The organism is Pseudomonas tohonis (assembly GCF_012767755.2).
Lineage (GTDB): Bacteria > Pseudomonadota > Gammaproteobacteria > Pseudomonadales > Pseudomonadaceae > Metapseudomonas > Metapseudomonas tohonis.
Genome location: NZ_AP023189.1, coordinates 6,017,417 through 6,043,500, shown reverse-complemented (window position 1 = coordinate 6,043,500; position 26,084 = coordinate 6,017,417). Strand labels below are relative to the sequence as shown.

General features: G+C 67.4%; 22 protein-coding genes. 13 read left to right on the top strand and 9 right to left on the bottom strand.

The window, feature by feature from the left end; translation table 11 throughout:
- Positions 1-114 precede the first annotated feature (114 nt).
- From cpdA to HSX14_RS27700, 7 genes are all read left to right on the top strand, one after another.
- On the top strand, positions 115-930 hold the full coding sequence (gene cpdA / locus HSX14_RS27730) for a 3',5'-cyclic-AMP phosphodiesterase (protein ID WP_173171339.1): 816 nt from the start codon (positions 115-117) through the stop codon (positions 928-930).
- Between the two features lie 60 nt (positions 931-990).
- Positions 991-1,608, top strand: coding sequence for a YqiA/YcfP family alpha/beta fold hydrolase (locus HSX14_RS27725; RefSeq protein WP_173171341.1), 618 nt, complete (start codon positions 991-993; stop codon positions 1,606-1,608).
- Between the two features lie 12 nt (positions 1,609-1,620).
- The gene (gene parE / locus HSX14_RS27720) at positions 1,621-3,519 is read left to right on the top strand and encodes a DNA topoisomerase IV subunit B (protein WP_173171343.1); all 1,899 of its coding nucleotides are present in this window, start codon (positions 1,621-1,623) and stop codon (positions 3,517-3,519) included.
- The gene (locus tag HSX14_RS27715; RefSeq protein ID WP_228723503.1) at positions 3,516-4,499 is read left to right on the top strand and encodes an esterase-like activity of phytase family protein; all 984 of its coding nucleotides are present in this window, start codon (positions 3,516-3,518) and stop codon (positions 4,497-4,499) included. Before parE ends, HSX14_RS27715 begins: the two co-directional genes overlap by 4 nt.
- Positions 4,496-5,020: a retropepsin-like aspartic protease family protein gene (locus tag HSX14_RS27710; RefSeq protein ID WP_173171345.1), complete on the top strand. Its 525-nt coding sequence runs from the start codon at positions 4,496-4,498 to the stop codon at positions 5,018-5,020. The genes HSX14_RS27715 and HSX14_RS27710 overlap by 4 nt, the downstream gene beginning before the upstream one ends.
- Before the next feature lie 7 nt (positions 5,021-5,027).
- Complete coding sequence (gene parC, locus HSX14_RS27705) at positions 5,028-7,292, top strand: DNA topoisomerase IV subunit A (protein ID WP_173171347.1); 2,265 nt, start codon at positions 5,028-5,030, stop codon at positions 7,290-7,292.
- A 165-nt stretch (positions 7,293-7,457) separates the two neighbouring features.
- Positions 7,458-8,162 (top strand): PqiC family protein, encoded by a 705-nt coding sequence (locus HSX14_RS27700; RefSeq protein ID WP_173171349.1) that lies wholly within the window; start codon positions 7,458-7,460, stop codon positions 8,160-8,162.
- Between the two features lie 87 nt (positions 8,163-8,249).
- Here the strand turns inward: HSX14_RS27700 and HSX14_RS27695 are convergent, their stop codons facing one another.
- Positions 8,250-8,789 (bottom strand): metal-dependent hydrolase, encoded by a 540-nt coding sequence (locus tag HSX14_RS27695; RefSeq protein WP_173171351.1) that lies wholly within the window; start codon positions 8,787-8,789, stop codon positions 8,250-8,252.
- Positions 8,790-8,813: 24 nt separating this feature from the next.
- Positions 8,814-10,349 carry an AhpA/YtjB family protein gene (locus tag HSX14_RS27690; protein WP_173171353.1) on the bottom strand — a complete coding sequence of 512 codons (1,536 nt, stop codon included), beginning with the start codon at positions 10,347-10,349 and terminating at the stop codon, positions 8,814-8,816.
- A gap of 133 nt (positions 10,350-10,482) precedes the next feature.
- On the opposite strand from HSX14_RS27690, the gene serB reads away from it, so the two are divergent.
- Positions 10,483-11,697: a phosphoserine phosphatase SerB gene (gene serB, locus HSX14_RS27685; RefSeq protein ID WP_173171355.1), complete on the top strand. Its 1,215-nt coding sequence runs from the start codon at positions 10,483-10,485 to the stop codon at positions 11,695-11,697.
- 65 nt (positions 11,698-11,762) lie between these two features.
- Here the strand turns inward: serB and HSX14_RS27680 are convergent, their stop codons facing one another.
- The 5 genes from HSX14_RS27680 to HSX14_RS27660 all read right to left on the bottom strand — a co-directional run bounded on the left by HSX14_RS27680 (position 11,763) and on the right by HSX14_RS27660 (position 19,195).
- Complete coding sequence (locus HSX14_RS27680) at positions 11,763-13,832, bottom strand: EAL domain-containing response regulator (RefSeq protein ID WP_173171357.1); 2,070 nt, start codon at positions 13,830-13,832, stop codon at positions 11,763-11,765.
- A 63-nt stretch (positions 13,833-13,895) separates the two neighbouring features.
- The gene (locus HSX14_RS27675) at positions 13,896-15,719 is read right to left on the bottom strand and encodes a molecular chaperone (RefSeq protein WP_173171359.1); all 1,824 of its coding nucleotides are present in this window, start codon (positions 15,717-15,719) and stop codon (positions 13,896-13,898) included.
- 202 nt (positions 15,720-15,921) lie between these two features.
- On the bottom strand, positions 15,922-16,785 hold the full coding sequence (asd, locus tag HSX14_RS27670) for an archaetidylserine decarboxylase (RefSeq protein ID WP_173171361.1): 864 nt from the start codon (positions 16,783-16,785) through the stop codon (positions 15,922-15,924).
- Between the two features lie 24 nt (positions 16,786-16,809).
- Positions 16,810-17,625 carry a thiosulfate sulfurtransferase gene (gene rhdA / locus HSX14_RS27665; protein WP_173171363.1) on the bottom strand — a complete coding sequence of 272 codons (816 nt, stop codon included), beginning with the start codon at positions 17,623-17,625 and terminating at the stop codon, positions 16,810-16,812.
- Positions 17,626-17,671: 46 nt separating this feature from the next.
- A complete protein-coding gene (locus tag HSX14_RS27660) occupies positions 17,672-19,195 on the bottom strand; it encodes an HDOD domain-containing protein (RefSeq protein ID WP_173171365.1) in 1,524 nt (507 codons plus the stop codon).
- A gap of 115 nt (positions 19,196-19,310) precedes the next feature.
- Between HSX14_RS27660 and motA the strand changes: the two genes are divergently transcribed.
- Complete coding sequence (gene motA / locus HSX14_RS27655; protein ID WP_173171367.1) at positions 19,311-20,162, top strand: flagellar motor stator protein MotA; 852 nt, start codon at positions 19,311-19,313, stop codon at positions 20,160-20,162.
- A 10-nt stretch (positions 20,163-20,172) separates the two neighbouring features.
- Positions 20,173-21,243: a flagellar motor protein MotB gene (motB, locus tag HSX14_RS27650; RefSeq protein WP_173171369.1), complete on the top strand. Its 1,071-nt coding sequence runs from the start codon at positions 20,173-20,175 to the stop codon at positions 21,241-21,243.
- 69 nt (positions 21,244-21,312) lie between these two features.
- Here motB and rsgA read toward each other — a convergent pair whose 3' ends face one another.
- Positions 21,313-22,344: a small ribosomal subunit biogenesis GTPase RsgA gene (gene rsgA, locus HSX14_RS27645; RefSeq protein WP_173171371.1), complete on the bottom strand. Its 1,032-nt coding sequence runs from the start codon at positions 22,342-22,344 to the stop codon at positions 21,313-21,315.
- Positions 22,345-22,442: 98 nt separating this feature from the next.
- Between rsgA and orn the strand changes: the two genes are divergently transcribed.
- Positions 22,443-22,985 carry an oligoribonuclease gene (gene orn, locus HSX14_RS27640; RefSeq protein ID WP_111259881.1) on the top strand — a complete coding sequence of 181 codons (543 nt, stop codon included), beginning with the start codon at positions 22,443-22,445 and terminating at the stop codon, positions 22,983-22,985.
- A gap of 5 nt (positions 22,986-22,990) precedes the next feature.
- Here the strand turns inward: orn and queG are convergent, their stop codons facing one another.
- The gene (gene queG, locus HSX14_RS27635; RefSeq protein ID WP_173171373.1) at positions 22,991-24,055 is read right to left on the bottom strand and encodes a tRNA epoxyqueuosine(34) reductase QueG; all 1,065 of its coding nucleotides are present in this window, start codon (positions 24,053-24,055) and stop codon (positions 22,991-22,993) included.
- A 67-nt stretch (positions 24,056-24,122) separates the two neighbouring features.
- Here queG and HSX14_RS27630 point away from each other — a divergent pair, with 67 nt between their 5' ends.
- Both HSX14_RS27630 and tsaE read left to right on the top strand, forming a co-directional pair.
- The gene (locus tag HSX14_RS27630) at positions 24,123-25,622 is read left to right on the top strand and encodes an NAD(P)H-hydrate dehydratase (RefSeq protein ID WP_173171375.1); all 1,500 of its coding nucleotides are present in this window, start codon (positions 24,123-24,125) and stop codon (positions 25,620-25,622) included.
- A 26-nt stretch (positions 25,623-25,648) separates the two neighbouring features.
- Entirely contained in the window at positions 25,649-26,077 is a 429-nt protein-coding gene (gene tsaE / locus HSX14_RS27625; RefSeq protein ID WP_373874673.1) for a tRNA (adenosine(37)-N6)-threonylcarbamoyltransferase complex ATPase subunit type 1 TsaE, read from the top strand.
- Positions 26,078-26,084: the final 7 nt, after the last annotated feature.

Here is a 26,084-nt window from a genome sequence, read left to right as displayed (position 1 = left end):
CCGCTTCCTGCCGATTTCCTGGCGCTCGCGAATGTGATCCAGTCCCGCTTCTCGGGTTTACCGTTTCACGCCTGAACCACCATAATTCATCTCATTCCGCCCAAGGAGACCGCCTTGTCGAGCGCGTCCACTCTCGCCTTTGATTCATCGGTGCTGCTGGTGCAGCTGTCCGATAGTCATCTATTTGCCGAAGAGGACGGGCGACTCCTGGGCATGAACACGGCCGACAGCCTGCAGCGGGTGATCGAGCGGGTGCTGGAAGAGCAGCCGCATATCGACCTGGTGCTGGCCACCGGGGACCTGTCCCAGGATGGCAGCGTCGAGTCCTACGAGCGCTTTCGCGACCTTTGCGCGGTGATCCCCGCCGACAGCCGCTGGTTCCCGGGCAACCACGACGAAGTCCAGGTGATGGAGCAGGTCTGTGCCGGCACCGGGCTGCTCGACCCGATCATCGACTTCCCCGCCTGGCGCGTGGTATTGCTGGACTCCACCATCGGTGGCGCCGTTCCCGGCCACCTGCCACCGGAGCAGCTGGCGCTGCTGGAGCGGGCGGTGAGCGAGGCGTCGGACAAGCACGTGCTGATCAGTTTCCACCACCATCCGGTCCCGATCGGCTGCCGCTGGATGGACCCCATCGGCGTGCGCAACCCGGACGCCCTGTTCACCGTGCTGGACCGTTTCCCCCAGGTGCGCGCCGTGCTCTGGGGCCATGTGCACCAGGAGTTCGACCAGATGCGCAATGGCGTGCGCCTGCTGGCCTCGCCCTCCACCTGCGTGCAGTTCGCGCCGGGCAGCGAGGAGTTCCAGGTCGACACCGAGGCGCCGGGTTACCGCTGGCTGCGCCTGCAGGCCGATGGCGTGCTGGAAACCGGCGTATCGCGGGTCACCGGTATCGACTTCGAAGTGGATTACAGCGTCAAAGGTTATTGACCTTAGCGCTGCGGCACGGCAAGAAGTACAGCTTGCCCGCCAGACTTGCCAGGATGCCGCGTGTCGACCGAACAGCCCTCCCTTCTCTATATCCACGGCTTCAACAGCTCGCCCGAATCGCAGAAGGCGCGCCAGCTCGCCGCGCTCATGCAGCGCCTGGGCCTGGCCGGGCGACTGCGCGTCCCGGCGCTGCACCACCACCCGCGGGAGGCCATCGCCCAGCTCGAAGCGGCCCTCGCCGAGCTGGGGCGGCCGGTGCTGGTCGGCAGCTCACTGGGCGGCTACTATGCGACCCTCCTGGCCGAGCGGCACGGGCTCAGGGCCGTACTGATCAACCCCGCGGTGGCCCCGCACCGGTTGTTCGACGGCCAACTGGGACTGCAGAAGAACTACTACAGCGGCGAGACCTGGGAGCTGACGCAGGCGCACGTGGATGCCCTGGCCGAGCTGGAGGTTCCGCCCCCGCAGGACCCGGCCCGCTACCAGGTCTGGCTGCAGACGGCCGATGAAACCCTGGATTACCGCCACGCCGAGCGCTACTACCGTGCCTGCGCCCTGCGCATCGAGGCCGGTGGCGACCATGGTTTCCAGCATTTCCCTGCCCACCTGCCGGCCCTGCTGGCGTACGCCGGTTTTCCCGCCAGCCTGTGGCGGGATATCGACTTTTCCACCCTTTGACGAAGAGACCCCATGGCCCAGCAGAACGCTTACAACGCAGACGCCATCGAAGTCCTTTCCGGCCTCGACCCGGTGCGCAAGCGCCCGGGCATGTACACCGACACCAGCCGGCCCAACCACCTGGCCCAGGAAGTCATCGACAACAGCGTCGACGAAGCCCTGGCCGGCCATGCCAAGAGCGTGCAGGTGATCCTCCACGAGGACAATTCGCTGGAGGTGATCGACGATGGCCGCGGCATGCCGGTGGACATCCACCCCGAAGAGGGGGTGCCCGGCGTCGAGCTGATCCTCACCAAGCTGCACGCGGGCGGCAAGTTCTCCAACAAGAACTACCAGTTCTCCGGCGGCCTGCACGGCGTGGGCATCTCGGTGGTGAACGCCCTCTCGACCCTGGTCGAGGTGCGCGTCAAGCGCGATGGCAACGAATACCGCATGACCTTCGCCGACGGCTTCAAGTCCAGCGACCTGGAAGTGATCGGCACCGTCGGCAAGCGCAACACCGGCACCAGCGTGCATTTCTGGCCCGACGCCAAGTACTTCGACTCGCACAAGTTCTCCGTCAGCCGGCTCAAGCATGTGCTCAAGGCCAAGGCCGTGCTCTGCCCGGGGCTGCTGGTCAGCTTCGAGGACAAGGCCAGCGGCGAGCGCATCGAGTGGCACTACGAGGATGGCCTGCGTTCCTACCTGGTGGACGCGGTCAGCGAGTTCCAGCGCCTGCCGGACGAGCCCTTCGTCGGCAGCCTGGCCGGCAACAAGGAGGCCGTCGACTGGGCCCTGCTGTGGCTGCCCGAGGGCGGCGAGTCCCTGCAGGAAAGCTACGTCAACCTGATTCCCACCGCCCAGGGCGGCACCCACGTCAACGGCCTGCGCCAGGGCCTGCTGGATGCGATGCGCGAGTTCTGCGAGTTCCGCAACCTGCTGCCCCGTGGCGTCAAGCTGGCTCCGGAAGACGTCTGGGAACGCATCGCCTTCGTCCTCTCGATGAAGATGCAGGACCCACAGTTCTCCGGGCAGACCAAGGAGCGCCTGTCCTCCCGCGAGGCGGCCGCCTTCGTCGCCGGTGTCGCCAAGGACGCCTTCAGCCTCTGGCTCAACGCGCACCCCGACATGGGCCTGCAACTGGCCGAGCTGGCCATCAGCAACGCCGGTCGTCGCCTCAAGGCGGGCAAGAAGGTCGAGCGCAAGAAGATCACCCAGGGCCCGGCGCTGCCCGGCAAGCTGGCCGACTGCGCAGGCCAGGACCCGATGCGTTCCGAGCTGTTCCTGGTGGAGGGTGACTCCGCCGGCGGCTCGGCCAAGCAGGCGCGTGACAAGGAGTTCCAGGCGATCATGCCGCTGCGCGGGAAGATCCTGAACACCTGGGAAGTGGATGGCGGCGAAGTGCTCGCCAGCCAGGAAGTGCACGACATCGCCGTCGCCATCGGCGTCGACCCGGGCACCCCCGACGTGGCGCAACTGCGCTACGGCAAGATCTGCATCCTCGCCGACGCCGACTCCGACGGCCTGCACATCGCCACCCTGCTGTGCGCGTTGTTCGTCCGTCACTTCCGCCCGCTGGTGGAAGCCGGGCACGTCTACGTGGCCATGCCGCCGCTGTACCGCATCGACCTGGGCAAGGAGATCTACTACGCCCTCGACGACGCCGAGCGCGATGGCATCCTCGATCGCCTGGCGGCCGAGAAGAAGCGCGGCAAGCCGCAGGTCACCCGCTTCAAGGGCCTGGGCGAGATGAACCCGCTGCAGCTGCGCGAAACCACCATGGACCCGAACACCCGGCGCCTGGTGCAGCTGACCCTGGAAGATGGCGAAAGCACCCACGAGATGATGGACATGTTGCTGGCGAAGAAACGCGCCGGCGACCGCAAGTCCTGGCTGGAGTCCAAGGGCAACCTGGCCGAGGTCCTGGTGTGAGGGCGAGTGTCCTTCTCGCCCTGCTGCTGACCGCCTCGCCTCTGTGGGCCGCCCCGCCGGTCGAGGAACTCAAGCTCAGCGCCGAGTACCCGGTGGACGGTGTCGCCGAGGGCAACCTCTCCGGCATCGCCCTCTGTGGCAAGGAGCTGCTGGTGGTCTCCGACCGGGTCGATGACCGCCTGTTCCGCCTGGTACCGTCGGAAGGCGTGCTCAAGGCCGAGGCGGAGCGCTTCGTCGCCCCGCCACCGCCACCCAGCGGCCTGCCGTGGGGCGTTCGTGTGCGCAACTGGGCGATGAGCATGGTGCGCGGCAACGAACTGGACTTCGAAGGCATCACCTGCGACGCCGCCGGCAACCGCTACCTGGTGAGCGAAACCCATGCGGCGGTGCTGCAGGTACCGCACGCCGGCAGCGCCGACTGGTTGCGCCTGCCGGAGAGCCTGGTCCGCCAGGCCCGCGCCAGCGGCATGCTGCTGCACTTCAACGCCCTGCTGGAAGGCATCGCCGTCGAACCCTCCGGCGAACGCCTGTGGCTCGGCGCCGAGCGCGAACGGCGCGGCCTGATGGTGCTGCACCGCAAGCAGTCCACCTGGGGCTGCTCCGGCGGCTGCGTGCTCTTCAGCGAAGCCGGCGAGGATGCCCCGCCGCCCGGCCTGGGTCGTGGCGTGCCGATGTCCAGGGACTTCTCCGACCTGGCCTTCCACAACGGCAAGCTGTACACCCTGGAGCGTCATGCCCACCGCATCTGCCGTCGCGACCCGAGCAAGGGCAGCGTCGAGCGTTGCTGGTCCTTCGCCGCCGAGGCACTGGCCGAGCCGCGTCGCTACGACGTCGACTGGGGCATGGCCGAAGGCCTCTGGGTCGATGCCGAGGGCGCCTGGATCGTGCTCGACAACGGCGACAAGGCCCGGGCCGATGGCGAGCAGCGACCGATCGTCTGGCGCTTCGCCAAACCGAGCGGCGGCTGGGAGCAGCCATGAGCGAGCAGGCGCCGGGCAAGCGCGCGGGCAGGGTCATGCTGATCCTCGCCTGGGGCATCGCCATGCTCCTGGCCACGCATTTCTTCGGTCGCTGGGAGGACGCCCAGCGCAACCCCAACCAGGTGCCGGAGTCCCGGCGCGGCGACGGCTACGTGGAGGTGCGCCTGGCCAGCAGCCGGCAGGGGCACTACCTGATGAACGGGCGCATCGATGGCCGCCAGGTGACCTTCCTGCTGGATACCGGCGCCACCGCCGTGGCCGTTCCCGATGCCCTGGCCGACGAGCTGGGCCTGGTCCCGGGCGAGCCCATCACCCTGAGCACCGCGAATGGCCGCAGCAATGGCCATCGCACCCGGCTGCGCGAGCTGCAGCTGGGGGAGATCGTCCTCGCCGACGTGCCCGCGATCATCGCGCCCGGCATGGATGGCGACGAGGTGCTGCTCGGCATGAGCGCCCTCAAACAACTCGAATTCACCCAGCGCGACGGCACCCTGGTGCTGCGCCAACACATGTCACCGTGAGGCACGCATGAGCGAATCCCTCGATCTCAGCCTGGAAGGCGTGGAGCGTCGCTCCCTCGCCGAGTTCACCGAACAGGCTTATCTCAACTATTCCATGTACGTGATCATGGACCGCGCCCTGCCGCATATCGGCGACGGCCTCAAGCCCGTGCAGCGGCGCATCGTCTACGCCATGAGCGAGCTGGGCCTGGACGCCGACTCCAAGCACAAGAAGTCCGCGCGCACCGTGGGCGACGTGCTCGGCAAGTTCCACCCCCATGGCGACTCGGCGTGCTACGAAGCCATGGTGCTGATGGCCCAGCCCTTCAGCTACCGCTACACGCTGGTGGACGGCCAGGGCAACTGGGGTGCGCCAGACGATCCCAAGTCCTTCGCCGCCATGCGCTACACCGAGGCGCGCCTGTCGCGCTACTCCGAGGTGCTGCTCAGCGAGCTGGGCCAGGGCACCGCGGACTGGGGGCCGAACTTCGACGGCACCCTGGAAGAGCCGCTGGTGCTGCCGGCGCGCCTGCCGAACATCCTGCTCAACGGCACCACTGGCATCGCCGTGGGCATGGCCACCGACGTGCCGCCGCACAACCTGCGTGAGGTCGCCAACGCCTGCGTGCGCCTGCTCGACGAGCCCAAGGCGACCGTCGAGCAGCTCTGCGAACACATCCCGGGGCCGGACTATCCGACCGAGGCGGAGATCATCACGCCGCGCGCCGACCTGCTGAAGATCTACGAGACCGGCCGTGGCTCGGTGCGCATGCGCGCCGTGTACCACGTCGAGGACGGCGACATCGTCGTCACCGCGCTGCCGCACCAGGTTTCCGGCGCCAAGGTGCTGGAGCAGATCGCCGCGATGATGCAGGCCAAGCCTTCCAAGGCGCCGCAGATCGCCGACCTGCGCGACGAGTCGGACCACGAGAACCCCTGCCGCATCGTGATCATCCCCACCAACAGCCGCGTCGACCACGCGGCGCTGATGCAGCACCTGTTCGCCAGCACCGACCTCGAGTCCACCTACCGGGTGAACATCAACATCATCGGCCTGGACGGCAAGCCCCAGGTCAAGGACCTGCGCACCCTGCTCACCGAGTGGCTGACCTTCCGCGTCGGCACCGTGCGCCGTCGCCTGCAGTTCCGCCTGGACAAGGTCGAGCACCGCCTGCACCTGCTGGAAGGCCGGCTGATCGCCTTCCTCAACCTCGACGAGGTGATCCGCATCATCCGCACCGAGGACCAGCCCAAGCCGGTGCTGATGGAGCGCTTCGGCCTCACCGAGGTCCAGGCCGAATACATCCTCGAGACCCGCCTGCGCCAGCTGGCCCGCCTGGAAGAGATGCAGATCCGTGGCGAGCAGGAAGAGCTGGCCAAGGAGCGCGAGAAGCTGCTGGCGCTGCTGGGCAGCGAAGCCAAGCTGAAGAAGCTGGTGCGCAAGGAAATCCTCGAGGACGCCGAGAAATACGGCGATGACCGCCGCTCGCCCATCGTCGAGCGTGCCGAGGCCAAGGCGCTGGCCGAACACGACCTGCTGCCGAACGAGAAGGTCACGGTGGTGCTGTCGGAGAAGGGCTGGGTGCGTTCCGCCAAGGGCCACGAGATCGATGCCACCAGCCTTTCCTACAAGGCCGGCGACGAGTTCAAGGCCGCCGCGCCGGGGCGTTCCAACCAGTACGCGGTATTCATCGACTCCACCGGTCGCAGCTATTCGCTGGCGGCGCACACGCTGCCATCGGCCCGTGGCCAGGGCGAGCCGCTGACCGGCCGCCTGACCCCGCCGCCGGGAGCCACCTTCGAATGCGTGCTGCTGCCCGAGGACGATGCGCTTTATGTGATCGCCTCGGACGCCGGCTACGGTTTCGTGGTCAAGGGCGAGGACCTGCAGGCCAAGAACAAGGCCGGCAAGGCCCTGGTCAGCCTGCCCAATGGCGCCCGTGTCGTGCCGCCAAGGCCGCTGTTGAGCCTGGAGGAGGATTGGCTGGCGGCGGTCACCACCGAAGGGCGACTGCTGCTGTTCAAGGTGGCCGACCTGCCGCAACTGGCCAAGGGCAAGGGCAATAAGATCATCGGCATCCCCGGCGATCGCGTCGCCAGCCGCGAGGAGTACCTGGCGGACCTGGCCGTGTTGCCGGCCGGTGCCACCCTGGTGCTCCAGGCCGGCAAGCGCACCCTTTCGCTCAAGGCCGACGACCTGGAGCACTACAAGGGCGAACGGGGCCGGCGTGGCAACAAGCTGCCGCGCGGTTTCCAGCGCGTCGACGCGCTGCTGGTCGAAGTCCAGGGCTGAATCGGCGCTCGCCGCCCGTCGGTTGCCATTCGACGCCCGAGGCTGGAGTCATCCATCACATTGGCGGATGATATGTCCCCTCGGGCCGCGCGCGGTTGTGGCGAACGCCCCGAACATCAATGAATCCGACTGTGGGTCGCCGTACGGTGGCCCTGGGTGAGAAAGATGAAACGTCTTCCTTTGTTGGCGCTGTTCACCAGCCTTCTGGGCCTGGGTGGCTGCGTTCACAATGCACCGGTACCCATGTACCAGCTCGATAGCGGCACCGCCGAACTGCCGGACCAGTCCGCCGGCATGGCCGTCCTGCTCGGGCCGGTTTCGGTTGCCGACTACCTGCAGCGCGAAACCCTGTTGCAGCGCCAGCCCGATGGCAGCCTGACCGCCTCCACCGATGGTCGCTGGGCTGGCAGCCTGGCGGGCGACATCGATCAACTGCTGCTGCGCCAATTGTCCTGGCGCCTGGACAGCCAGCGCCTGGTGCTGGCGCCGTCCACCCCCGGCTTCACCCCCGAGATCCAGGTCCTGCTGACCATCAGCCGCCTCGACTCCGGCCCCCAGCGGCCTGCCGTGCTGGAGGCCCAGTGGCGCCTGCTGGACAAGGCCGGCCAGCTGCGTGACAGCCGCCTGGTACGCCTGGAACAACCCCACAGCGGCACTGCGGCCGACCAGGTTCGCGCCCAGAGCCAACTGCTCCAGCAACTGGCCGAGCAGCTGGCGGGTGCGGTCAAGCCGCTCGCCGGCCAGCCCACGGCAGCTGCCGAGGAACCGCGCAAGGCCAACGCCGCCCCGGCGCGCTCGCGCGGACCGACGCCTCCGAAGATCCCGTTGGCCGCCCCGGTGCGTACCGATGTGGAAGTGTTCCGCTTCTGATCGCCGCCGATCGACGAAAAAGCCCGCTTGATGCGGGCTTTTTCATTGGTGTCGCGATTCGCCGTCGGATGCGCGGGTGACGTCCCTTCAGGTGGCCGCGCCCTTGGCGAGCAGGCGCCGCACGCCGAGGCCGCCGAGTGCCAGCAGCAGGCAGGGCAGGCCGACCCAGCGGGCTTCGGAGAGCAGCACGTCGATGCCGCGCTGGGTGAAGAAGCCGCCAATGAAGGGGGACACCTCGATGGGGCGCCAGGGCAGGAAATGGCGCTGCATGTCCCAGGGCCAGAACCAGGCCACGCCCAGGCCGCCATCGGTCATGGCGTCGAGCAGGCTGTGGCTGAGGGTCGCGAGGCCGATGAACAGGCCCGCCTTCAGGGGGCCGCAGCGCAGCAGCCGATGGATCAGGGCGCCGAACAGGCCGCAGCAGGCGGCGAACAGCAGTGAATGGCTGAAGCCCCGGTGGCCGAAGGCGTCGGCGTAGGCGATGCCGAGCTTGAAGGCGGCGACATCGGCGTCGGGCAGGCAGGCGAAGAACAGCCCCGCCAGCAGCAGCCATGGCGGGATGACGCGGCTGCCCAGGGCGATGCCCACCGCGAGGACGGGCAGGGAATGGGTGATGAGGGTGGTCATGGCGCCTGTCCTTGGCTGCCGGGCTCAGTGGCGCCCGGCGTCGTGCATGTGGGCCAGCTGGCGTTCCAGCAGCGAGGGGTAGGGCTCCAGCAGGCGCTCGACGCAGCAGGCGCCTTCCGGGCTGGCGATGGGGCGTACGCGGGCGCGCTGACGCACCAGCGCGTCGTCGGCGATGGCGCGCTCCACCAGCAACAGGTTGCGGCTGTGCTGGCTCAGCGCCAGGGCGCTCTGGGTGGTGTCATCCAGTAGCAGGTCGCCCTGGCCCAGGCCGGCGAGGCTGTCGCCGAGGGTCAGGCCCAGTTGCAGCTGCAGGGTGATTCCGCTGTCGGCCACTTCGATCTGCAGGGCATGACCGAGCGCGCGCAGCAGCTCGCCGCAGCAGAGCGCATGGGTCAGGTGGTCCTCGCCGCTGTCGGCGCTGTGGAACAGCATCAGGCTGCTGCCGTCATTGAGCGTGTGCAGCTCGCCCTGGTACAGCTCGGCGGCCTGGTCGAGGCAGTCGCGGTAGCGTTGCAGCAGGTCCAACAGTCGGCTGCGGGGCAGGCGGCGCAACTGGTCCTGGGCGCCGAGTTGCACGGCGAGCACGGCGCTGCGGTGCAGGTCGTCCTCGTTCTCCTCGGGTTCGGGCGCCGGGGCTGCGGCGGGTGGTGCTTCCTCGCGCGGGCGCAGGTCGGCGAAGGGGTCGTCCTCGTCCGGGGTGAACAGGCGGCTCGGGCTTTCCTCGGCGCTGTCGCCGTCGAAGCTGTCATCGCGCAGGTTGCGGATCTCGAAGCCTTCTTCCGCGTGGTCCTGGTCCTCTTCGAGGAAGTCCTCTTCCTCGTCCAGGTAAGCCTCCTCGATCTCGGGTTCGGGCTCAGGTTCGGGCTTCTCCGGCACCAGGCGCGCCTGCAACTGGCGGGCGAGGTCGCCGATCTCGTCCTGGCGGCCGGCGCCGGGGGCGGGGTCGTCCGGATCCCGCAGCCAGACCCGCAATTGCAGCAGCGGGGTGGAGATGTGGCGGCCGAGGCGCAGGCTGAGGGACAGCGCCAGGGCGAGGAGGATCAGGCTGAGCAGGCCCATGCTCTGCAGGCTGATGGTCATGGGCTGCTGGAATTGCTGCATGTCCAGGCTCAGGCGCAGGTGCCCGGCGATCACCTCCTGGAAGGTGATGGGCGTGGAGTACAGGCCTTCGACTTCGCCCAGGAGGCCCTGCTTGGGGCGCGACCCGGCTTCGGCGAGGACGCGGTTGTCCACGCTGTAGATGGCGGCATGGGCCACCAGGGGGTTCTTCACGAGGTTGTTGAGCAGCACGTTGAGGCTGAGGATGTCGTTGGACACCAGCAGCTCGGTGGCGGACGCGGCGGTCTGCGCGGTCAGGCTCTGGCCCAGGGCGTCGGCCTGCTGCTGCATCGCCTGCTTGAACTGCATGCCCATCACCCAGGCGTAGATCACCAGGGCCAGGGCGACCAGCAGGAGGCTGTGGCTGGCGATGCGCAAGGCGATCGGCACACGGCGCTGGCGCAGGGCGTGGTAGATCAGCAGGAAGAAGTTGTCGGGTTTGACGGGCGTAGGCCGGTTCACAGAGCTCGGCTCTTCTCGGACGGAATTGTGGCGCAGTATAACGGCGCCCCCTAACAGGGCAAAGCGCCCGGCATGCTCGTCAGACCGTGAAAGTGGGTAGAATGTGCGCCTTTTCCACTGCGGGAGGTGCGCCTTGCGCGAAATAGTCCTGATCAACATCACCGGGGAAGACCGTCCCGGCCTTACCGCCGCGATCACCGGTGTTCTCGCACAGGGCGGGGTGAACATCCTCGACATTGGCCAGGCGGTCATCCACGACACGCTGTCCTTCGGCATCCTGGTGGAGATACCGGACAACGAGCAGGCGTCGTCCGTGCTCAAGGATGTGCTTTTCACCGCCTACAAACTGGACCAGCAGGTGCGCTTCACCCCGGTTTCCGAGAGCGACTACCAGGTCTGGGTCGGTGGCCAGGGCAAGCCCCGCCATATGGTGACCCTGCTGACCCGCAAGGTCACCGCCGAGCAGCTGCAGCGCGTCAGCGCCATCACCGCCAAGTACGGCCTGAACATCGATCACATCGACCGTCTCTCCGGGCGCATGCCGCTCGATATGCCGGCCAGCCAGGGCAAGGGCTGCATCGAGTTCTCCGTGCGCGGCGAGCCGGCCGACACGGCGGCGCTGCGGGCCGAATTCCTCAGCGTGGCCCAGGAGCTGAACGTCGACATCGCCTTCCAGCGCGACTCGGTGTTCCGCCGCAACCGCCGCCTGGCGGTGTTCGACATGGACTCCACGCTGATCGAGGCCGAGGTGATCGACGAGCTGGCCAAGGCTGCCGGCGTCGGCGAGCAGGTCTCGGAGATCACCGAGCGGGCGATGCGCGGCGAGCTGGATTTCCGTGCCAGCTTCAAGGAGCGCCTGGCGCTGCTTCGGGGCCTCTCCGAGGACGTGCTGGAAGAGATCGGTGCCTCCCTGCGCCTGACCGAGGGTGCCGAGACCTTGTTCGCCGAGCTCAAGCGCCTGGGTTACAAGACCGCCATCCTTTCCGGTGGCTTCAGCTACTTCGCCAAGCAGTTGCAGGCCAGGCTCGGCATCGACTACGTGTTCGCCAACGAGCTGCAGATCGAGGACGGCAAGCTGACCGGCGTCGCCGTCGAGCCGATCGTCGACGCCCAGCGCAAGGCCGACCTGTTGCGCGAGCTGGCGGAGAAGGAAGGGCTGCGCCTGGAGCAGACCATCGCCGTGGGCGATGGCGCCAACGACCTGCCGATGCTGGCTCTGGCCGGGCTGGGCGTCGCCTTCCGCGCCAAGCCGCTGGTCAAGCAATCGGCCAAGCAGGCCATTTCCACGCTGGGCCTGGACGGCATCCTCTACCTGCTGGGCTTCCGCGACCGCGACGGCCAGGATTGATCGGCACGTCGGAAACGAGAAAGCCGCCCGAGGGCGGCTTTTTCTTTGGGGGGCGCCGCGAGGGCTTACTCGTCGCCTGACGAGAAGTCGTAGTCCATCGACTGGCTCGGGCCCTGCAGGTAGTAGCCCTGGATGTAGTTGACCCCGGCCTGCCAGAGGGTGGCCAGCACGCTGGCGCTCTCGACGTAGGGCACGATGGTCAGCTTGGCCTGGGAGTGCAGGCTGGCGAGCAGGGTCTTCAGGGCTTCCTGGCTTTCGGCCTTGCTCAGGTCCTGGGTGAAGGAGCCGTCGACCTTCACGAAGTCGATGGTCAGGTGCTTGAGCGTGTTGAAGGGGTTGAGCGCGCAGCCGAACTGGCACAGGGCGACCTGGCAGTGCAGCTCGGCGAGGCCCTGGGTCAATGCCTTGGCCTGCTTCAGGTAGGCGATGGCGTCCGGTTCGCTGAACTGGAAGACCAGCGCGTCGGACGGCAGGCGAGCGGCCTTGAGGGCGACGCTGAGCCACGGCAGCAGGGTCTGGTCCTGCAGGCTGGCGCCGGACAGGTGCACGAACAGGCGCGTGCTGTGGCCCTTCGAGCGGTGTTCGGAGAGCAGCTTGATGGAGTTGAGGATCACCCAGCGGTCGATCTTCTCGGCCAGCCCGGCGTCCTTGGCGGCGCCGAGGAAATCGGCCGGCGGCACCTCTTCGCCCTGGGGGCTGAGCAGGCGCAGGAGGACTTCGTAATGCTCGAAGTTGTCGCCGCGCAGGCTGATGATCGGCTGGAACAGCAGGCGGAAGCTGTTGTTCTCCAGGGCCTGCTGGACCATGGCCACCAGGCTGCCGCGGTTGGCGGCGGCGGCCAGTTCGCTGGCCGGGTTGTACAGGCGCACTTCGTTGCCGTCGGTGATTTCGTCGGCGCAGCGATGGGCGCGGTCGATCACTTCCTGGGCCTTGGGCGTGGTCTCGTTGAGGCCGGCGACGCCGATGGAGAGGCTCATCTGTACGGTGCGGCCACTGACGTCGAACAGGTGGCCTTCGACTTTCTTCAGCAGGGTGTTCAGGCCTTCGCGGGCCTGCTCGGGCGTCTGGCCGGGTTGCAGCACGCTGAACACGTCGTCGCCGAAACGAGCCAGTTGGGCATCGGCCGGGAAGTGGGCGCGCAGCAGGTTGGCCAAGTCGGTGAGCAGCAGGTCGCTGCCGGCGATGCCGACGTCCGCCTGCAGGCCGGAATAGCGGTCGACGCGGATGTAGGCGAGGGAGGCGGGCTGGCCGGCGTTCACCGCGCGGTCGGCGGCAGCGTCCATCAGCTCGCTGAAGTGGTTGCGGTTGTAGAGGCCGGTGACCAGGTCCTGGCTGCTGATCTCGCGCAGCTTTTCTTCCAGCTCGGCGCTGGCGGTTTCCGCGCGGATCACCACTTGGATGCAGGGCTCGCCGTCATAGGTGGCGGGCGAGAAGCTCATGCGCGCCTGGAAGCTCTGGCCGTCGACCTTGGCGCCGGAGCAGGTCAGTTCGGCGCTGCCGTCGCCACTGCGGTAGTTCTTCAGGAAGTCCTTGAACGCGCTCTGGTCGCTGCCGGCGATCAGGTCGATCATCGGCATGCCTTCCAGTTCTTCCGCGTCCTCGTAGCCGAACATCTCGACATAGGCGCGGTTGGCATAGATGTGCATGCCGTCGTGGACATAGGTGATGGCGTCCACCGAGCTGTCCAGCAGCAACTGGCAACGCTTCTCGGCCTCGCGCAGGCTGACTTCGGCGGCACGGCGGGAGCGGCGTTCCTCGAGGTTGGCCAGCTCGCGGTTGGCCACCAGCACCAGGCGCTCGTCCTCGCCCTGGGGCAGGGCATCCTGGGCGCCGAGGGCGAGGGCTTCGGTGATCAGGTCGGAATCGTTCTCCGCTACCAGCTGGATGAACGGAATGTCCTTGGCTTGGCGGCGGATGGCATTGAGGGCTTCGCCAGGGGAGAGGTTGTCACTCTCGGGGGCGGCGATGAGCAGATCCCAGCTCTGCTGGAGGACCTCGGCGAGGTCGTCACTGGAGACGAGGCGGTGAACGCGGGTCGCGCGACCGGAGTTGCGAAACAGGCTGACCAGGCGCTCGGCTTCGTTCTGCGAGTCTTCCAGGATCAGCAGACGGATGGTTTTCTTTTCGATTGCCATGGCGTGTGCTTAGACCGCGCCGAACGGGCGCTAATAGGCGACAAATGGTGATGGCACGGGAATCTACAGCGACTTCCAGAGGGAGTCAAAATCTTCCTCCCCAGCCGGGCTCTGCTCACTGGAAGCTGTGACGGGCTTCCCGGGATTCTCGTTTTCCTGCTCGAACGCGCGGTATTCGAACTGGCTGAAACTGCCGGTGGTGGTCTGGCGGCTGGTGAGCACGGCGCGACGCTCCTTGCCGTGGATATTGATCTGCACCTTGTTGCCCTCCTGGAAAGGCAGGCGCGGCGTGATCAGGGTGGCGGGGCGCGAGATGGCACTGATTTCGGGCAGCAGCAAGGCGCGCAGGTAGTGGCTGTGCTGGTCGGCCTTGCGCAGCAGCTGCAGGCCGCAGGCCTGGGCGTGGGGGGCGATCAGCTCGATGCCCATCTGCGTGCCGCCACCACGTACCTGGCGGATCCAGCGCACCACGGCGACGCTCCAGCCCTGGCCGGGGCCGTCCTGGATGCCCAGCAGTTCACCAGCCTGCAGTTGGCTCGGGACTTCCTTGGGCCAGCTCAGGCAGTAGCCGCCGGGGCTGTGGTTGACGATCGACAGGGCGAAGGTCGGGTAGCTTTCCGCGCTGGGGGCGGCGGGCGCGTGCTGCGGCGACGTGTCGCCGCTGACCACGGGCTTGCTGTACTGGATTTCCTCGTAGGGCAGGCCGGCTTCCCAGTTCTGGTTGGGCTGCGCGTCGAAGGCATTGCCCCAGACATCGCCCTCGTCCTTGTTGATCGGCTTGAACACGGCCTGGCCGATCTCGACCGGCAGCTTGAGGATCTCGCTGAACGGCTTGCTGCCGGAAATGAAGAAGTGCAGGGCGCTCATGCCGATGCACAGCGTGAGGTTGCCGCGGCCCGGGTTGCGCTGGAAGGTGCGCTCGGAGATATCGCCCCAGGCTGAACTCAGGTGCTGAAGCAGGTCGAGGCTGATGCCTTCCGGCAACAACAGGCGGGCTTTTTCGCGGTTCTCGCTGGGCAGCAGCAGGTATTCCTTGATCGCATCCACCAGCGGCAGCGGGTCGATGCCCAGCAGGTTGTGCAGCTCGTTGTCCTGGAACAGCGACTTGTAGCGTGGCGGACCATCCACCTGGGTGGCGACGGCGAACAGCGTCGAGGGGGCGTCGCCGGGCTGCAGGCGCACCAGGCTGCTCCAGGGCTCGAGCACTTCGGCGAGGCGGGCGATGTTGTTCTGGCGCATCTGGTTGCAGCGCGCACAGCCCAGCAGCAGCGCGACCAGGTAGGTCTGCTCGACGCTGAGGCCGTCGGTGTGGCGGGCGAGGTTGTCGCGGATGATGGCGCGCTGGGCCTGGCGGGATGCAGCGATCTGGTAGAGCTGGTGCAGCTCCAGCCATAGCCCCTCGGGCACCGGACAGTAGAGCTGGCTGGCGCGGATCAGTGCGCCATTGAGGCTGTGCATGGCCCGTTGCAGGGCGATGGTCAGCAGTTGCGCGCCCTCCTTCGACTGGCGCGCCGACTCATGGGCGACGATCTGCTTGTAGCCGATGGCGAGGTGGTTCTGCAGGGCCTGGCAGAGGTTGGCGACCTTGCGCGGGCGCTCGTCGAGGACGATGGCCTGGTTGAGGAAGTGGCGCTCCAGGTGCTGGCAGACGTAGTACACCTCGGGGCGCAGCAACTCGAGCAGTTGCAGGCGGTTGTCGCTGGCGGTGACGAGCTGGTTGAGTTCCACCAGGGCCTGGTAGAGCTGGCGTGCGGTCTCGCCGAGGTTGGCCTTGGGCAGGCCGGATATCCAGCGCTTCAGGTCACGCGGGGTGGCGTCGCAGAAGGACAGGTTCTGCTTGTTCGGAGTAGGAACACGCAATAACAGGTGGGGACTCTGTTTGTCCATGTAGCTCGAATGCTCCAACTGCGCCGGGCGAGACGTACGGTAAATTCACTCGCACTCTAGCAGCATCCCTCGCCCATCGCAGCCCATCGCGGGGCTGGTGTGGCGAAGTGCTGCCAGTGGATGGGCGACGGGCCGGGATGGCTGCCCTGCACGGTTGGACATTCGGTCGCAGGCTTGCGTTCCACCCGGCCCGGCCGGTTCATCAGGCCTCTGCGGGCAGGGCGAGAAGCTCGCCCATGCTGACCGCGCTGCCGGCGGCGAGGCCTTCGGCCCAGCGGATCTGCTGCGGTCCGAAGAGCACGATGGCGGTGGAGCCCAGCTTGAATCGGCCCAGTTCAGCGCCTTTTTCCAGGCTGATCGGTGCCCGTGCGGCCTCGTCGTAGCGGAAGGTCTTCAGCTCGCGCTTGGGTGGCGTCACCAGGCCGGCCCAGACGGTCTCGATGGAGGCGACGATCATCGCGCCCACCAGCACCACGGCCATCGGGCCGCGCTCGGTGTCGAACAGGCAGACCACGCGCTCGTTGCGGGCGAACAGCTCGGGCACGTTCTCGGCAGTGCTCTGGTTCACCGAGAACAGGCGGCCCGGCACGTAGACCATCTCGCGCAGGGTGCCGCCGAGCGGGGCGTGGACGCGGTGGTAGTCGCGCGGCGACAGGTAGATGGTGGCGAAGTCACCGCCCATGAAGTGCGCCGCACGCTCGGCGTCGCCGCCCAGCAGTTCGAGGACGCTGAAGCTGTGGCCCTTGGCCTGGAAGATGCGGCCGTGCTCGATGGGGCCGAGCTGGCTGACCGCACCGTCGGCGGGGCAGAGGATGGCGCCGGGGGTCGGGTCGAGCGGGCGGGCGCCGTCTTTCAGGGCACGGGTGAAGAAGGCGTTGAAGTGCTCGTAGGCGGTGAGGTCCTCGACCAGGGCCTCGCTCATGTTCACCTGGTAGCGGCGGGCGAACCAGGCGGTGAAGGCGTTCTTGAACCAGCGCACGCGGCATTCCGCCACGCAACCGGCCAGGCGCGAGAGCAGGTGATGGGGCAGCAGGTACTGGCTGATGATGAACAGGCGTTCTTTCATGGGTGTTCCTTGTTTACCGGAGGCTCAGGCCTCGACAGGGGTATCCGGGTGGTTGCCCCACTCCGACCAGGAGCCGGCGTAGCCCTTCACGCGGGGGTAGCCCAGCGCCTTGGCCACCAGGTAGGTGAAGCCGGAGCGGTGGTGGGTCTGGCAGTGGGTGACGATTTCCTTGTCCGGGGTGATGCCGAGCGACTGCAGGATCTCGGCGATGTCCTCGCGGATGCGCAGGGCGCGCTGCGGGTCCATGCCGGCGGTCCATTCGAAGTTCACCGCCCCCGGGATGTGGCCACCCTTGGCCGCCAGGACCTTGGTGCCGGCGTATTCGCCGGGGCCGCGGGCGTCCCAGATGGCGAGGTCAGCGGCGCCGAGACGGGCTTGCAGGTACTCGCGGGTGGCGGTGGGTTCGTCGTGGATCACCAGCGGCAGCGGGCCACCGGCCGCATCCGGGACCTGGGTGGAGGTCTCGCGGCCATCGGCCAGCCAGGCGTGCAGGCCGCCGTTCAGGTAGTGGTAGCGGCGGTGGCCGATCACATCCAGTAGCCAGATGAAGCGGCCGGCCCAGCCGCCGCCCTCGTCGTCGTAGACGACGTAGGTGGCATCGGTGCGCTGGCCGAGTTCACCGAACAGGGTCTCGAGGTCGGCCGTGGCGGGCAGCAGGCCGGGCGCGGGGGGCTGGCCGAGCTGGGTGCGCTTGGGGTCGACGAAGCGGGCTCCGGGGATGTGGCCTTCGGCATAGCGCGCGGCGCTGGTCAGGTCCACCAGTATCAGGTCGGGCGCATCGAGTCGCGCTGCCAGGTCGGCCGGTTCGATGACCAGCGGCAAGCCGGAAAAGGCGGACATTGAAGACTCCGGGGATGGGTGAAAAAGGCGGATTGTAGCGGAAAGGTCAGCGGCCGCGCGTGGCAAAGCTGGCCAGGGCGCGCTCGATGCATTGCACCGTCTTTCCGAATGCCTGGAGGCTCACGTCGGCGAAGGGCTGGCCGCCCTGGTCGGCGATCACCAGCAGCGCGACCCGGCCATTGGCGGGGATGGAGCGCAGCAGCAGGTGGTCGGCGGGGAACAAGGCCTTGAGGTTGCCGGGAAACAGCGCCGAGTACTGCGCGGCGTTCTCCGGCGTGAGGCGCAGTTGTCCGGGCTGCGCGAGCAGGCGGCGCAGCACCTGGCTCTGCGCGGGGTCCAGGGCCAGGCTGGCGGCTTCCTTGGGCAGGCCGGCGCTCTGTTGCACCATCAGCCTGCTCTGGGTGCGGTCGGCGAGGAGGATCAGGCTGCGGCGCATGCCGCAGGCAGCGAGCGCATCGCGGGCGCAGGCGGTGAGCTGGACGATGTTGGCGAAGGCGCTGGGCTCTTTTAGCAACAGGCCGCAATGCTGGCGCCACTCGGTGAGCGCGGCGGCAGGAGGCGGCGTCGGTTTCACTTCCTCGGTCGGCCAGCGGCTGCAGTCCCAGGGCCAGATCAGCGCTTGTGCGGGGTGCCAGAGGTCGCTGCGTGCGTGCTTGCGTGCGCTGTCCACGGCGTGCTGATGGATGAGCTGCTGCAACTCGGTCAGCGGCAGCTGCATATAGAGGCCGGTCAGGCGTTGCCAGCGCAGGCTGTGATCGCAGGCCCAGGAGTCGTGGGCGGAGACGGCCAGGCCGTTGGCCAGCAGGACCGTGTTGCCGGGTTGGGTGAGCCAGCGGCGCAGGGCTGGATCGGCGTCGAGCAGTTGCTGCTGGTGCAACGGGTGTTCGTTGTCGCGGGCGATGTGCAGGGCCTTGACCAGCATGCGCCGGTCGGCATTGAGCAGGCGGTAGCCGTAGGTGATCAAGTCCGGCAGCTTCCAGTGCTCGGCCAGGGCCTGGCACAGCTTGAGCAGCGGCACGCCGAGGAGTTCGACCTCCACCTTGAGCGCCGGCTCGCCACGGACGATGACGCGGGTTTCCCAGGCGGCGAACAACTGCGGGTGCAGCGCCAGCAGCGGCCACAGCGGTGAGAGGAAGAGCAGGCTGTTCCAGTGGATTTCCTGCCAGAGGCGTGCGAGGCGGGCGGCGAACAGGCCGCTGGCCTGCTGCGAGGCGTGCTGGCTGATGAGCTGCAACTGGCGCAGCGCCAGGGGAATGTTGGCTTCGTCGACGGCGGGGAGACGCGCGAGCAGCTCTTCCGAGCGTTTCAGGCCAAGGCGGGTAAGGGCCACTTCGAGGCTTTCCGCCGGGCTGTCGAGGGAAGAACCGGAGCGGTTCGCCTCGCGCATGATGCTCAGGGCCAGGGCGGGACTATCCTGAATCAGGTCGGCGATCTCGCGCATGGAACGGCGGCTGTCGCCCAGCGCCCTGCGCACCCGTTCGTGGCTCTCGGCCGGGATCGGTAGACGGACGCCATCCAGTTGCTTGATCCAGGCGTCGAGGGTGCGTGGTAGGGCCATCTGCGTCTTCATGCGGGTTGAGCCAAACTGGCTTTTCGCCTTAACTGGCTATAGTCTGGCGCATAAGTTCCGATAATTAGAAGGGTTGTTTTCATAACCCTATTACTGACCCTTCAAGTCTCACTTTATGGCAAAAATAATCGGCATCATCGTCGTATTCGCCACCGTTCTCGGCGGATATGTCCTTTCCCACGGCAAGATTGGTGCCCTGATACAGCCTTTCGAGGTGTTGATCATCGGTGGCGCGGCGCTCGGGGCCTTCCTCCAGGCCAACCCGGGCAGCACCTTCATGCATGTACTGAAAAAGTCGCTGAAGATGTTCAGCTCGCGTTTCACCCACGCGTTCTACCTGGAAGTGTTGCGCCTGCTTTACGAAATCCTCAACAAGAGCCGCCGTGAAGGGATGATGGCCATCGAGGCCGACATCGAGGACCCGGCGGCCAGCCCGATCTTCAGCAAGTACCCGGCGATCCTCAAGGACGCGGGGATGGTCGCCTACATCAGCGATTACCTGCGCATCATGTCCTCCGGCAACATGGCGCCCCACGAACTGGAAGGCCTGTTCGACATGGAGCTGGGCAGCCTGAAGGAGGAGTTCGAGCACCCGGCCCATGCGGTCAACCGCATCGCCGACGGCCTGCCGGGCTTCGGCATCGTGGCGGCGGTGCTGGGCATCGTGGTGACCATGGCGCTGCTCGGCCAGGTCGAGCAGTCGGCACTGGGGCAGCACGTGGGTGCGGCCCTGGTGGGTACCTTCCTCGGTATTCTCGCGGCCTATGGTTTCTTCGGCCCCCTTGCCGTGTCCCTGGAGCACGACGCCAAGGAAGAACTCAACGTCTATGAAGCCATCAAGGCCTGCCTGGTGGCGTCGGCTTCCGGCATGCCGCCCTCGCTGGCGGTGGAGTTCGGGCGCAAGGTCCTGTTCCCTGCGCACCGGCCGAGCTTCAGCGAGCTCGAGCAGGCCGTGCGCGGTAGCTGAAGACTGAGTCATGGACAACAACCAGCCGATCATCGTCAAACGCGTCAAGAAGTACGCGGCGGGGCACCACGGCGGTGCGTGGAAGATCGCGTTCGCCGACTTCGCCACGGCAATGATGGCGTTCTTCCTGGTGCTCTGGCTGATGTCCTCGGCGACGCCCGAGCAGAAGAAGGCCATTTCCGGCTACTTCCAGGACCCCATCGGCTTCACCGAAAGCGCCAGCCCCTATGTGATCGACCTCGGCGGCACGCCGACGCCGGCACCGGACCGCACGCTCAATCCGGAACTCAAGGACGCGCCCGACGCGCAGGAAGCGGCCATCGATTCGACCAACCAGCAGGTCGACGCCAAGCAGGTCGAGACCCTGGCCGACCAGATCGAGAAGGAACGTCTCGAGATGCTGCTGCAGGAACTGCAGAACAAGGTCGACGAGAACCCCGAGCTGCGCAAGTTCAAGGACCAGATCCTCTTCGAGATCACCCAGGACGGCCTGCGCATCCAGATCATGGACGCTGCCAACCGCCCCATGTTCGACCTCGGCAGCGCCCGCCTGCAGCCCTATTTCGAAGACATCCTGCTGATCATGGCCGAGACCATCAAGGCTGTGCCGAACAAGATCAGCATCAGCGGCCACACCGATGCCAAGCCGTTCGCCGGCACCGGGGATTTCGGCAACTGGGAGCTTTCCGCCGGTCGCGCCAATGCCGCGCGTCGCACCCTGGTGGCCGGCGGCTACCCGGACGATCAGGTGGCGCGGGTGGTCGGCTACGCCTCTTCGGCGCTGTTCGATCGCGAGGATCCCTTCAATCCGGTGAACCGCCGCATCGACATCATCGTGCTGACCAAGAAGGCGCAGCGGGACATCGAAGGCTCCCATGGCGACCAGAATGCGCCTGTCGAAGGCGATGCCCCGCCAGCCGCACCTGCCAGCGGCACCCAGCCGGCCCAGCCCGGTGCGGCCTCGGGCACCCAGGCTGCGCCGCCCGGTGGGGCCGCACCGCTGCAGCCCCAGGAGTTGCAGCAGAAGTTGAATATCTTCGAAGACGGCGTGCTGAAGATGGAAGAGAACAAGCAGCCCTGATCGACACAGAACCGCCCGGAATGAAGAAGGCCACGCAATCGCGTGGCCTTTTCGTTGGTGCCCTGCCTGTCAGTAGTCGGGTTCGGGCAGGCTTTCGAGGATGTGTCGGTAGCTCGACATGCGCTGTGGCTGGACGCGTCCGTCCTCAAGCGCCTTGAGCAGGGCACAGCCGGGTTCGCGGTCATGCTTGCAATCGCGGAAGCGGCAGGTGCCGAGCAGGTCGCGGAACTCGATGAAGCCCGCCTCCACGTCGTCACGGCTGACGTGGCCGAGGCCGAATTCGCGGATGCCGGGGGAGTCGATCAGCTCGCCGCCGCCGGGGAAGTGGAACAGACGCGCGGTGGTGGTGGTGTGGGTGCCCTTGCCGGTCATCTCCGACAGCGGGCCGACGCGGGTGTCGACGCCAGGCAGCAGGCTGTTGACCAGTGACGACTTACCGACGCCCGACTGGCCGACGAAGACGCTGACGTGGCCGTCGAGGCGCATCTGCAGATCCTCCATGCCGCCGCCACCGTGGGCCGAGACCTCCAGCAGCGGGTAGCCGAGCTGGCGGTAGACGCCCAGCAGGGCGTCGAGCATCGCGCTGTTGTCCTCGTCCACCAGGTCGGCCTTGTTGAGCAGCAGCAGCGGTTGGATGCCGGCGTGCTCGGCGGCCACCAGGTAGCGGTCGATGAGATTGGCGTGCGGGTGGGGGAGGGGAGCGAAGACGATGACGATCAGGTCGACGTTGGCCGCCACCGGCTTGAGCACGCCGCGCATGTCCGGGCGGCACAGCTCGCTGGTACGTGGCAGCTGGGCGACGATCACCCCGCTGCCCTGGTTGCCCGAGCGCCAGACCACGCGGTCGCCGGTGACCAGCGCCGGCAGGTTGGCGCGCAGGTGGCAGCGGAATACCTGGCCGGCGATCTCGCCCTCCAGCGCTTCGACCTCGACCTGTACACCGAAGTGGGCGATCACCAGGCCGGTCTGTTCGGGGCCGAGGTCGCCGCCTTCCAGCTCGTCGAGCGCACGCGATTCACGCTTTGCCGCACGTGCGGCGCGCTCTTCCTGGATCTTCTCGATGCGCCAGCTTTGCCGGCGACTGAGGTGGCGTTTGGCCATGGAACTTCCACTGGTTGAAAACGGCGGCGAGTTTAGCACGGGCGGCCCGGCGCGCCGGGCTCTAAGCTAGAATGCGCGCCTTGCCTTGGAGAGCGAACATGCAGAACGCACAGAACCTGATCTGGATCGACCTGGAAATGACCGGGCTTGACCCTGATAACGACGTCATCATCGAGATGGCCACCATCGTCACCGACAGCGACCTCAACGTGCTCGCCGAGGGCCCGACCATCGCCGTGCACCAGAGCGACGAGATTCTCGCCGGCATGGACGAGTGGAATACCCGCCAGCACGGGCAGAGCGGCCTGACCCAGCGCGTGCGGGAAAGCCGCATCAGCGCGGCCGAGGCCGAGGCGCAGACCCTGGCTTTCCTGGAACAGTGGGTGCCGAAGGGCAAGTCGCCGATCTGCGGCAACAGCATCTGCCAGGACCGTCGCTTCCTCTACCGCCATATGCCGAAGCTGGAAGGCTACTTCCACTACCGCAACCTCGACGTCTCCACCCTCAAGGAGCTGGCCGCGCGCTGGGCGCCCCATGTGCGTGACGGTGTTAAGAAGAGCAGCACCCACCTGGCCCTGGACGATATCCGCGACTCCATCGCCGAGCTTCGCCACTACCGCGAGCACTTCATCAAGGCCTGAGCCCGTCAGGCCGCCTGGTGCCGGGCGAGCGCCCACTCCACATGCTCGCGCACCAGGGCCGAGGGGTGCTCGCGCCGGGCGCGCAGGGCCTCCACCACAGGGATGGTCGAGGGCGCGTTGCCCAGGCCGACCGCCAGGTTCCGCAGCCAGCGCTCGTAGCCCGCGCGACGTAGCGGCGAGCCCTCTGTGCGGGTGAGGAACTCCTCCTCGCTCCAGCTGAAGAGCTCTGCCAGAGCGGCGTTATCCAGGCCGTGACGCGGTTGGAAGTCGCCCTGGTCGGTAGGGCGGGCGAAGCGGTTCCAGGGGCAGACCATCTGGCAGTCGTCGCAGCCGAACACCCGGTTGCCGATCAGCGAGCGCAGCTCTTGCGGGATCGAGCCCTTGAGCTCGATGGTCAGGTAGGAGATGCAGCGCCGTGCGTCCAGCTGGTAGGGCGCGACGAAGGCGGCGGTGGGGCAGATGTCCATGCACGCGGTGCAGCGCCCGCAGTGCTCCGTGCCGTGCGGGGCATCCACCGGCAAGGGCATGTCGACGAACAGTTCGCCGAGGAAGAAATAGCTGCCTGCCTTGCGGTTGAGCACCAGGGTGTTCTTGCCGATCCAGCCGAGGCCCGCCTGCTCGGCGATGGCTTTCTCCAGCACCGGCGCGCTGTCGACGAAGGCGCGGTAGCCGAAGGGGCCGATGGCTTGCTGCACGCGTTCGGCCAGCTGCTGCAGGCGCTTGCGGATCAGCTTGTGATAGTCGCGGCCCAGTGCGTAGCGCGAGACATAGGCCTTCTCCGGCTGGCCCAGCACCTGGGCCATGCGCGTGTCGCCGGGCAGGTAGTCCATGCGCAGCGATACCACCCGCAGCGTGCCGGGGACCAGTTCGTCCGGGTGGGAGCGCTTGCTGCCGTGGGCGGCCATGTAGTCCATCTCGCCCTGGTAGCCCGCTTCCAGCCAGCGTCTAAGGTGCGCCTCGTGCTCGCCCAGATCCACCCCGGTGATGCCCACCTGCTGGAAGCCGAGTTCGCGGCCCCAGTCCTTGATGGACTGCGCGAGGGTGGCGAGTTGATCGGGGGAGAAGGACATGCTGGGAGGGAAACCGGAAACGAGGTGCGTATAATTCTGCCAGACCTAGCCCTGAACACCGAATCGCATGCCCGATCGAATCGATGACCTGCCACTCGCCCTTTATTCATCCGCCCAGGTGCGCGAGCTGGATGCGCGCCTGATCGCTGCCGGAACCCCGGGCTTCGAGCTCATGCAGCGTGCCGCCCACGCCGCATGGCGCGCGCTGCGTCGCCGCTGGCCCAGCGCGGGGGAAATCACGGTCCTCGCCGGTCGCGGCAACAACGCTGGCGATGGTTACCTGATCGCCGCCCTCGCGTTGCGTGCCGGATGGCGGGCCAGCGTATTGGCGGTCGGCGACAGTTCGGCCTTGCAGGGCGACGCCGCCCTGGCCCGCGATGAGGCGCAAGCGGCCGGCGTGGCCATCCAGATCTGGAGCGAGGACGCGGACCTGCGCGGCGTGGTGGTGGATGCGCTGCTGGGAACGGGCCTTGCCGGGGCGGTGCGCGAGCCTTACGCGCACGCCATTCGTTGCATCAACGCCAGTTGCCTGCCCGTGCTGGCGGTGGATATTCCGTCCGGCTTGAGCGCGGACAGCGGCGCTGTACTGGGTGTCGCGGTGCGCGCCGACCTGACGGTGACCTTCATCGGCCTCAAGCTCGGCCTGTTCACGGGCGATGCGCCCGAGCTGGTGGGCGAACTGGCGTTCGACGGACTGCAGGCGGATCTCGGGCTGGTCGCTGCCCATCCTGTCGCCGCCCGTCGCCTGGCCGTCGAGGGCATGGCGCTCCCAGGGCCGCGTCCGGCCACCGCGCACAAGGGGCGCTACGGGCGTCTGCTGGTCGTCGGCGGTGACCTCGGGACCGGCGGCGCGGCTCTGCTGAGTGCCGAAAGCGCCCTGCGCAGTGGCGCCGGCATGGTTTCACTGGCGACCCGTGGCGAGCACGTCGCCGCGGCGTTGGCGCGGATGCCCGAGGTGATGAGCATCGGCGTGGCGTCCGCCAATCAATTGCGTGGCTTGGCCGCCGCCTCTAGTGTGCTGGTGGTCGGCCCCGGGCTCGGGCAGAACGCCTGGGGGCGCAGCCTGATGAGCGCGGTGGTGGCGCACGATGTGCCGCAGGTGTGGGATGCCGATGCCCTGAACCTGTTGGCGGCCGGTCGGGTGGCACTGCCTGCCGGCTGCATCATCACTCCGCATCCAGGAGAAGCCGCCCGCCTGCTGGGAGTCGATACCGCTTCGGTCCAGGCGGATCGCCCCGCCGCGGCCCGTGCGCTCGCCCATCGCTACAACGCCACCGTGGTGCTCAAGGGCGCCGGCAGCCTGGTGGCGAGTGCCGATGGCCGCCTGGCGCTCTGTGACCGGGGGCATCCGGCTATGGCGGGTGCCGGGCTGGGCGATGTCCTGGCCGGCGTCATCGGCGCCCTGCTGGCGCAGGGCATGGCGGCGTTCGACGCGGCCTGCCTTGCCGTCTGGCTGCATGCCAGTGCGGGTCAGCAGCTCGGCGCCCAGGGGCGCGGGCTGGCGGCCAGTGACCTGATTCCTACCATTCGTCAGCTGCTCGAGGAGTGTTCACCGTGCCGGAGTTGAGTCTTTTCGCCGAGGGGGAGGACGCCATGCTGGCGTTGGGCGCGCGCCTGGCGCAGGCCTCGGGTGGGCGCGGCATCATCTACCTGCACGGTGACCTGGGGGCGGGCAAGACCACGTTGTCGCGCGGGATCCTGCGCGGGCTGGGCCACGGCGGGGCGGTGAAGAGCCCGACCTTCACCCTGGTCGAGCCCTACGAGATCGGTGAACTGCGTGCTTTCCACTTCGATCTCTATCGCCTGGCCGACCCCGAAGAGCTGGAATTCCTGGGTATCCGCGACTATTTCGAGGGCGACGCCCTGTGCCTGATCGAGTGGCCCGAAAGGGGCAGCGGCATTTTGCCAAAGGCCGACATGGACATTACCATTAGCCCCCATGCAGGCGGCCGTACGCTGCATCTGTCGCCGCATTCCGAGCGCGGCGAGTCCTGGTGCGCCGCCTTGGCCACGGGAGTATGAACAAGAG

Coding starts and splice junctions, on each gene's coding strand:
- queG (WP_173171373.1), bottom strand. CDS start 24,055: ATGTCCTTCTCCCCCGATCAACTCGCCACCCTCGCGCAGTCCATCAAG.
- orn (WP_111259881.1), top strand. CDS start 22,443: ATGCAGAACGCACAGAACCTGATCTGGATCGACCTGGAAATGACCGGG.
- HSX14_RS27660 (WP_173171365.1), bottom strand. CDS start 19,195: ATGAAGACGCAGATGGCCCTACCACGCACCCTCGACGCCTGGATCAAG.
- HSX14_RS27680 (WP_173171357.1), bottom strand. CDS start 13,832: ATGGCAATCGAAAAGAAAACCATCCGTCTGCTGATCCTGGAAGACTCG.
- parE (WP_173171343.1), top strand. CDS start 1,621: ATGGCCCAGCAGAACGCTTACAACGCAGACGCCATCGAAGTCCTTTCC.
- HSX14_RS27700 (WP_173171349.1), top strand. CDS start 7,458: ATGAAACGTCTTCCTTTGTTGGCGCTGTTCACCAGCCTTCTGGGCCTG.
- asd (WP_173171361.1), bottom strand. CDS start 16,785: ATGAAAGAACGCCTGTTCATCATCAGCCAGTACCTGCTGCCCCATCAC.
- parC (WP_173171347.1), top strand. CDS start 5,028: ATGAGCGAATCCCTCGATCTCAGCCTGGAAGGCGTGGAGCGTCGCTCC.
- HSX14_RS27675 (WP_173171359.1), bottom strand. CDS start 15,719: ATGGACAAACAGAGTCCCCACCTGTTATTGCGTGTTCCTACTCCGAAC.
- rhdA (WP_173171363.1), bottom strand. CDS start 17,625: ATGTCCGCCTTTTCCGGCTTGCCGCTGGTCATCGAACCGGCCGACCTG.
- HSX14_RS27710 (WP_173171345.1), top strand. CDS start 4,496: ATGAGCGAGCAGGCGCCGGGCAAGCGCGCGGGCAGGGTCATGCTGATC.
- HSX14_RS27695 (WP_173171351.1), bottom strand. CDS start 8,789: ATGACCACCCTCATCACCCATTCCCTGCCCGTCCTCGCGGTGGGCATC.
- motA (WP_173171367.1), top strand. CDS start 19,311: ATGGCAAAAATAATCGGCATCATCGTCGTATTCGCCACCGTTCTCGGC.
- HSX14_RS27630 (WP_173171375.1), top strand. CDS start 24,123: ATGCCCGATCGAATCGATGACCTGCCACTCGCCCTTTATTCATCCGCC.
- motB (WP_173171369.1), top strand. CDS start 20,173: ATGGACAACAACCAGCCGATCATCGTCAAACGCGTCAAGAAGTACGCG.
- rsgA (WP_173171371.1), bottom strand. CDS start 22,344: ATGGCCAAACGCCACCTCAGTCGCCGGCAAAGCTGGCGCATCGAGAAG.
- tsaE (WP_373874673.1), top strand. CDS start 25,649: ATGCTGGCGTTGGGCGCGCGCCTGGCGCAGGCCTCGGGTGGGCGCGGC.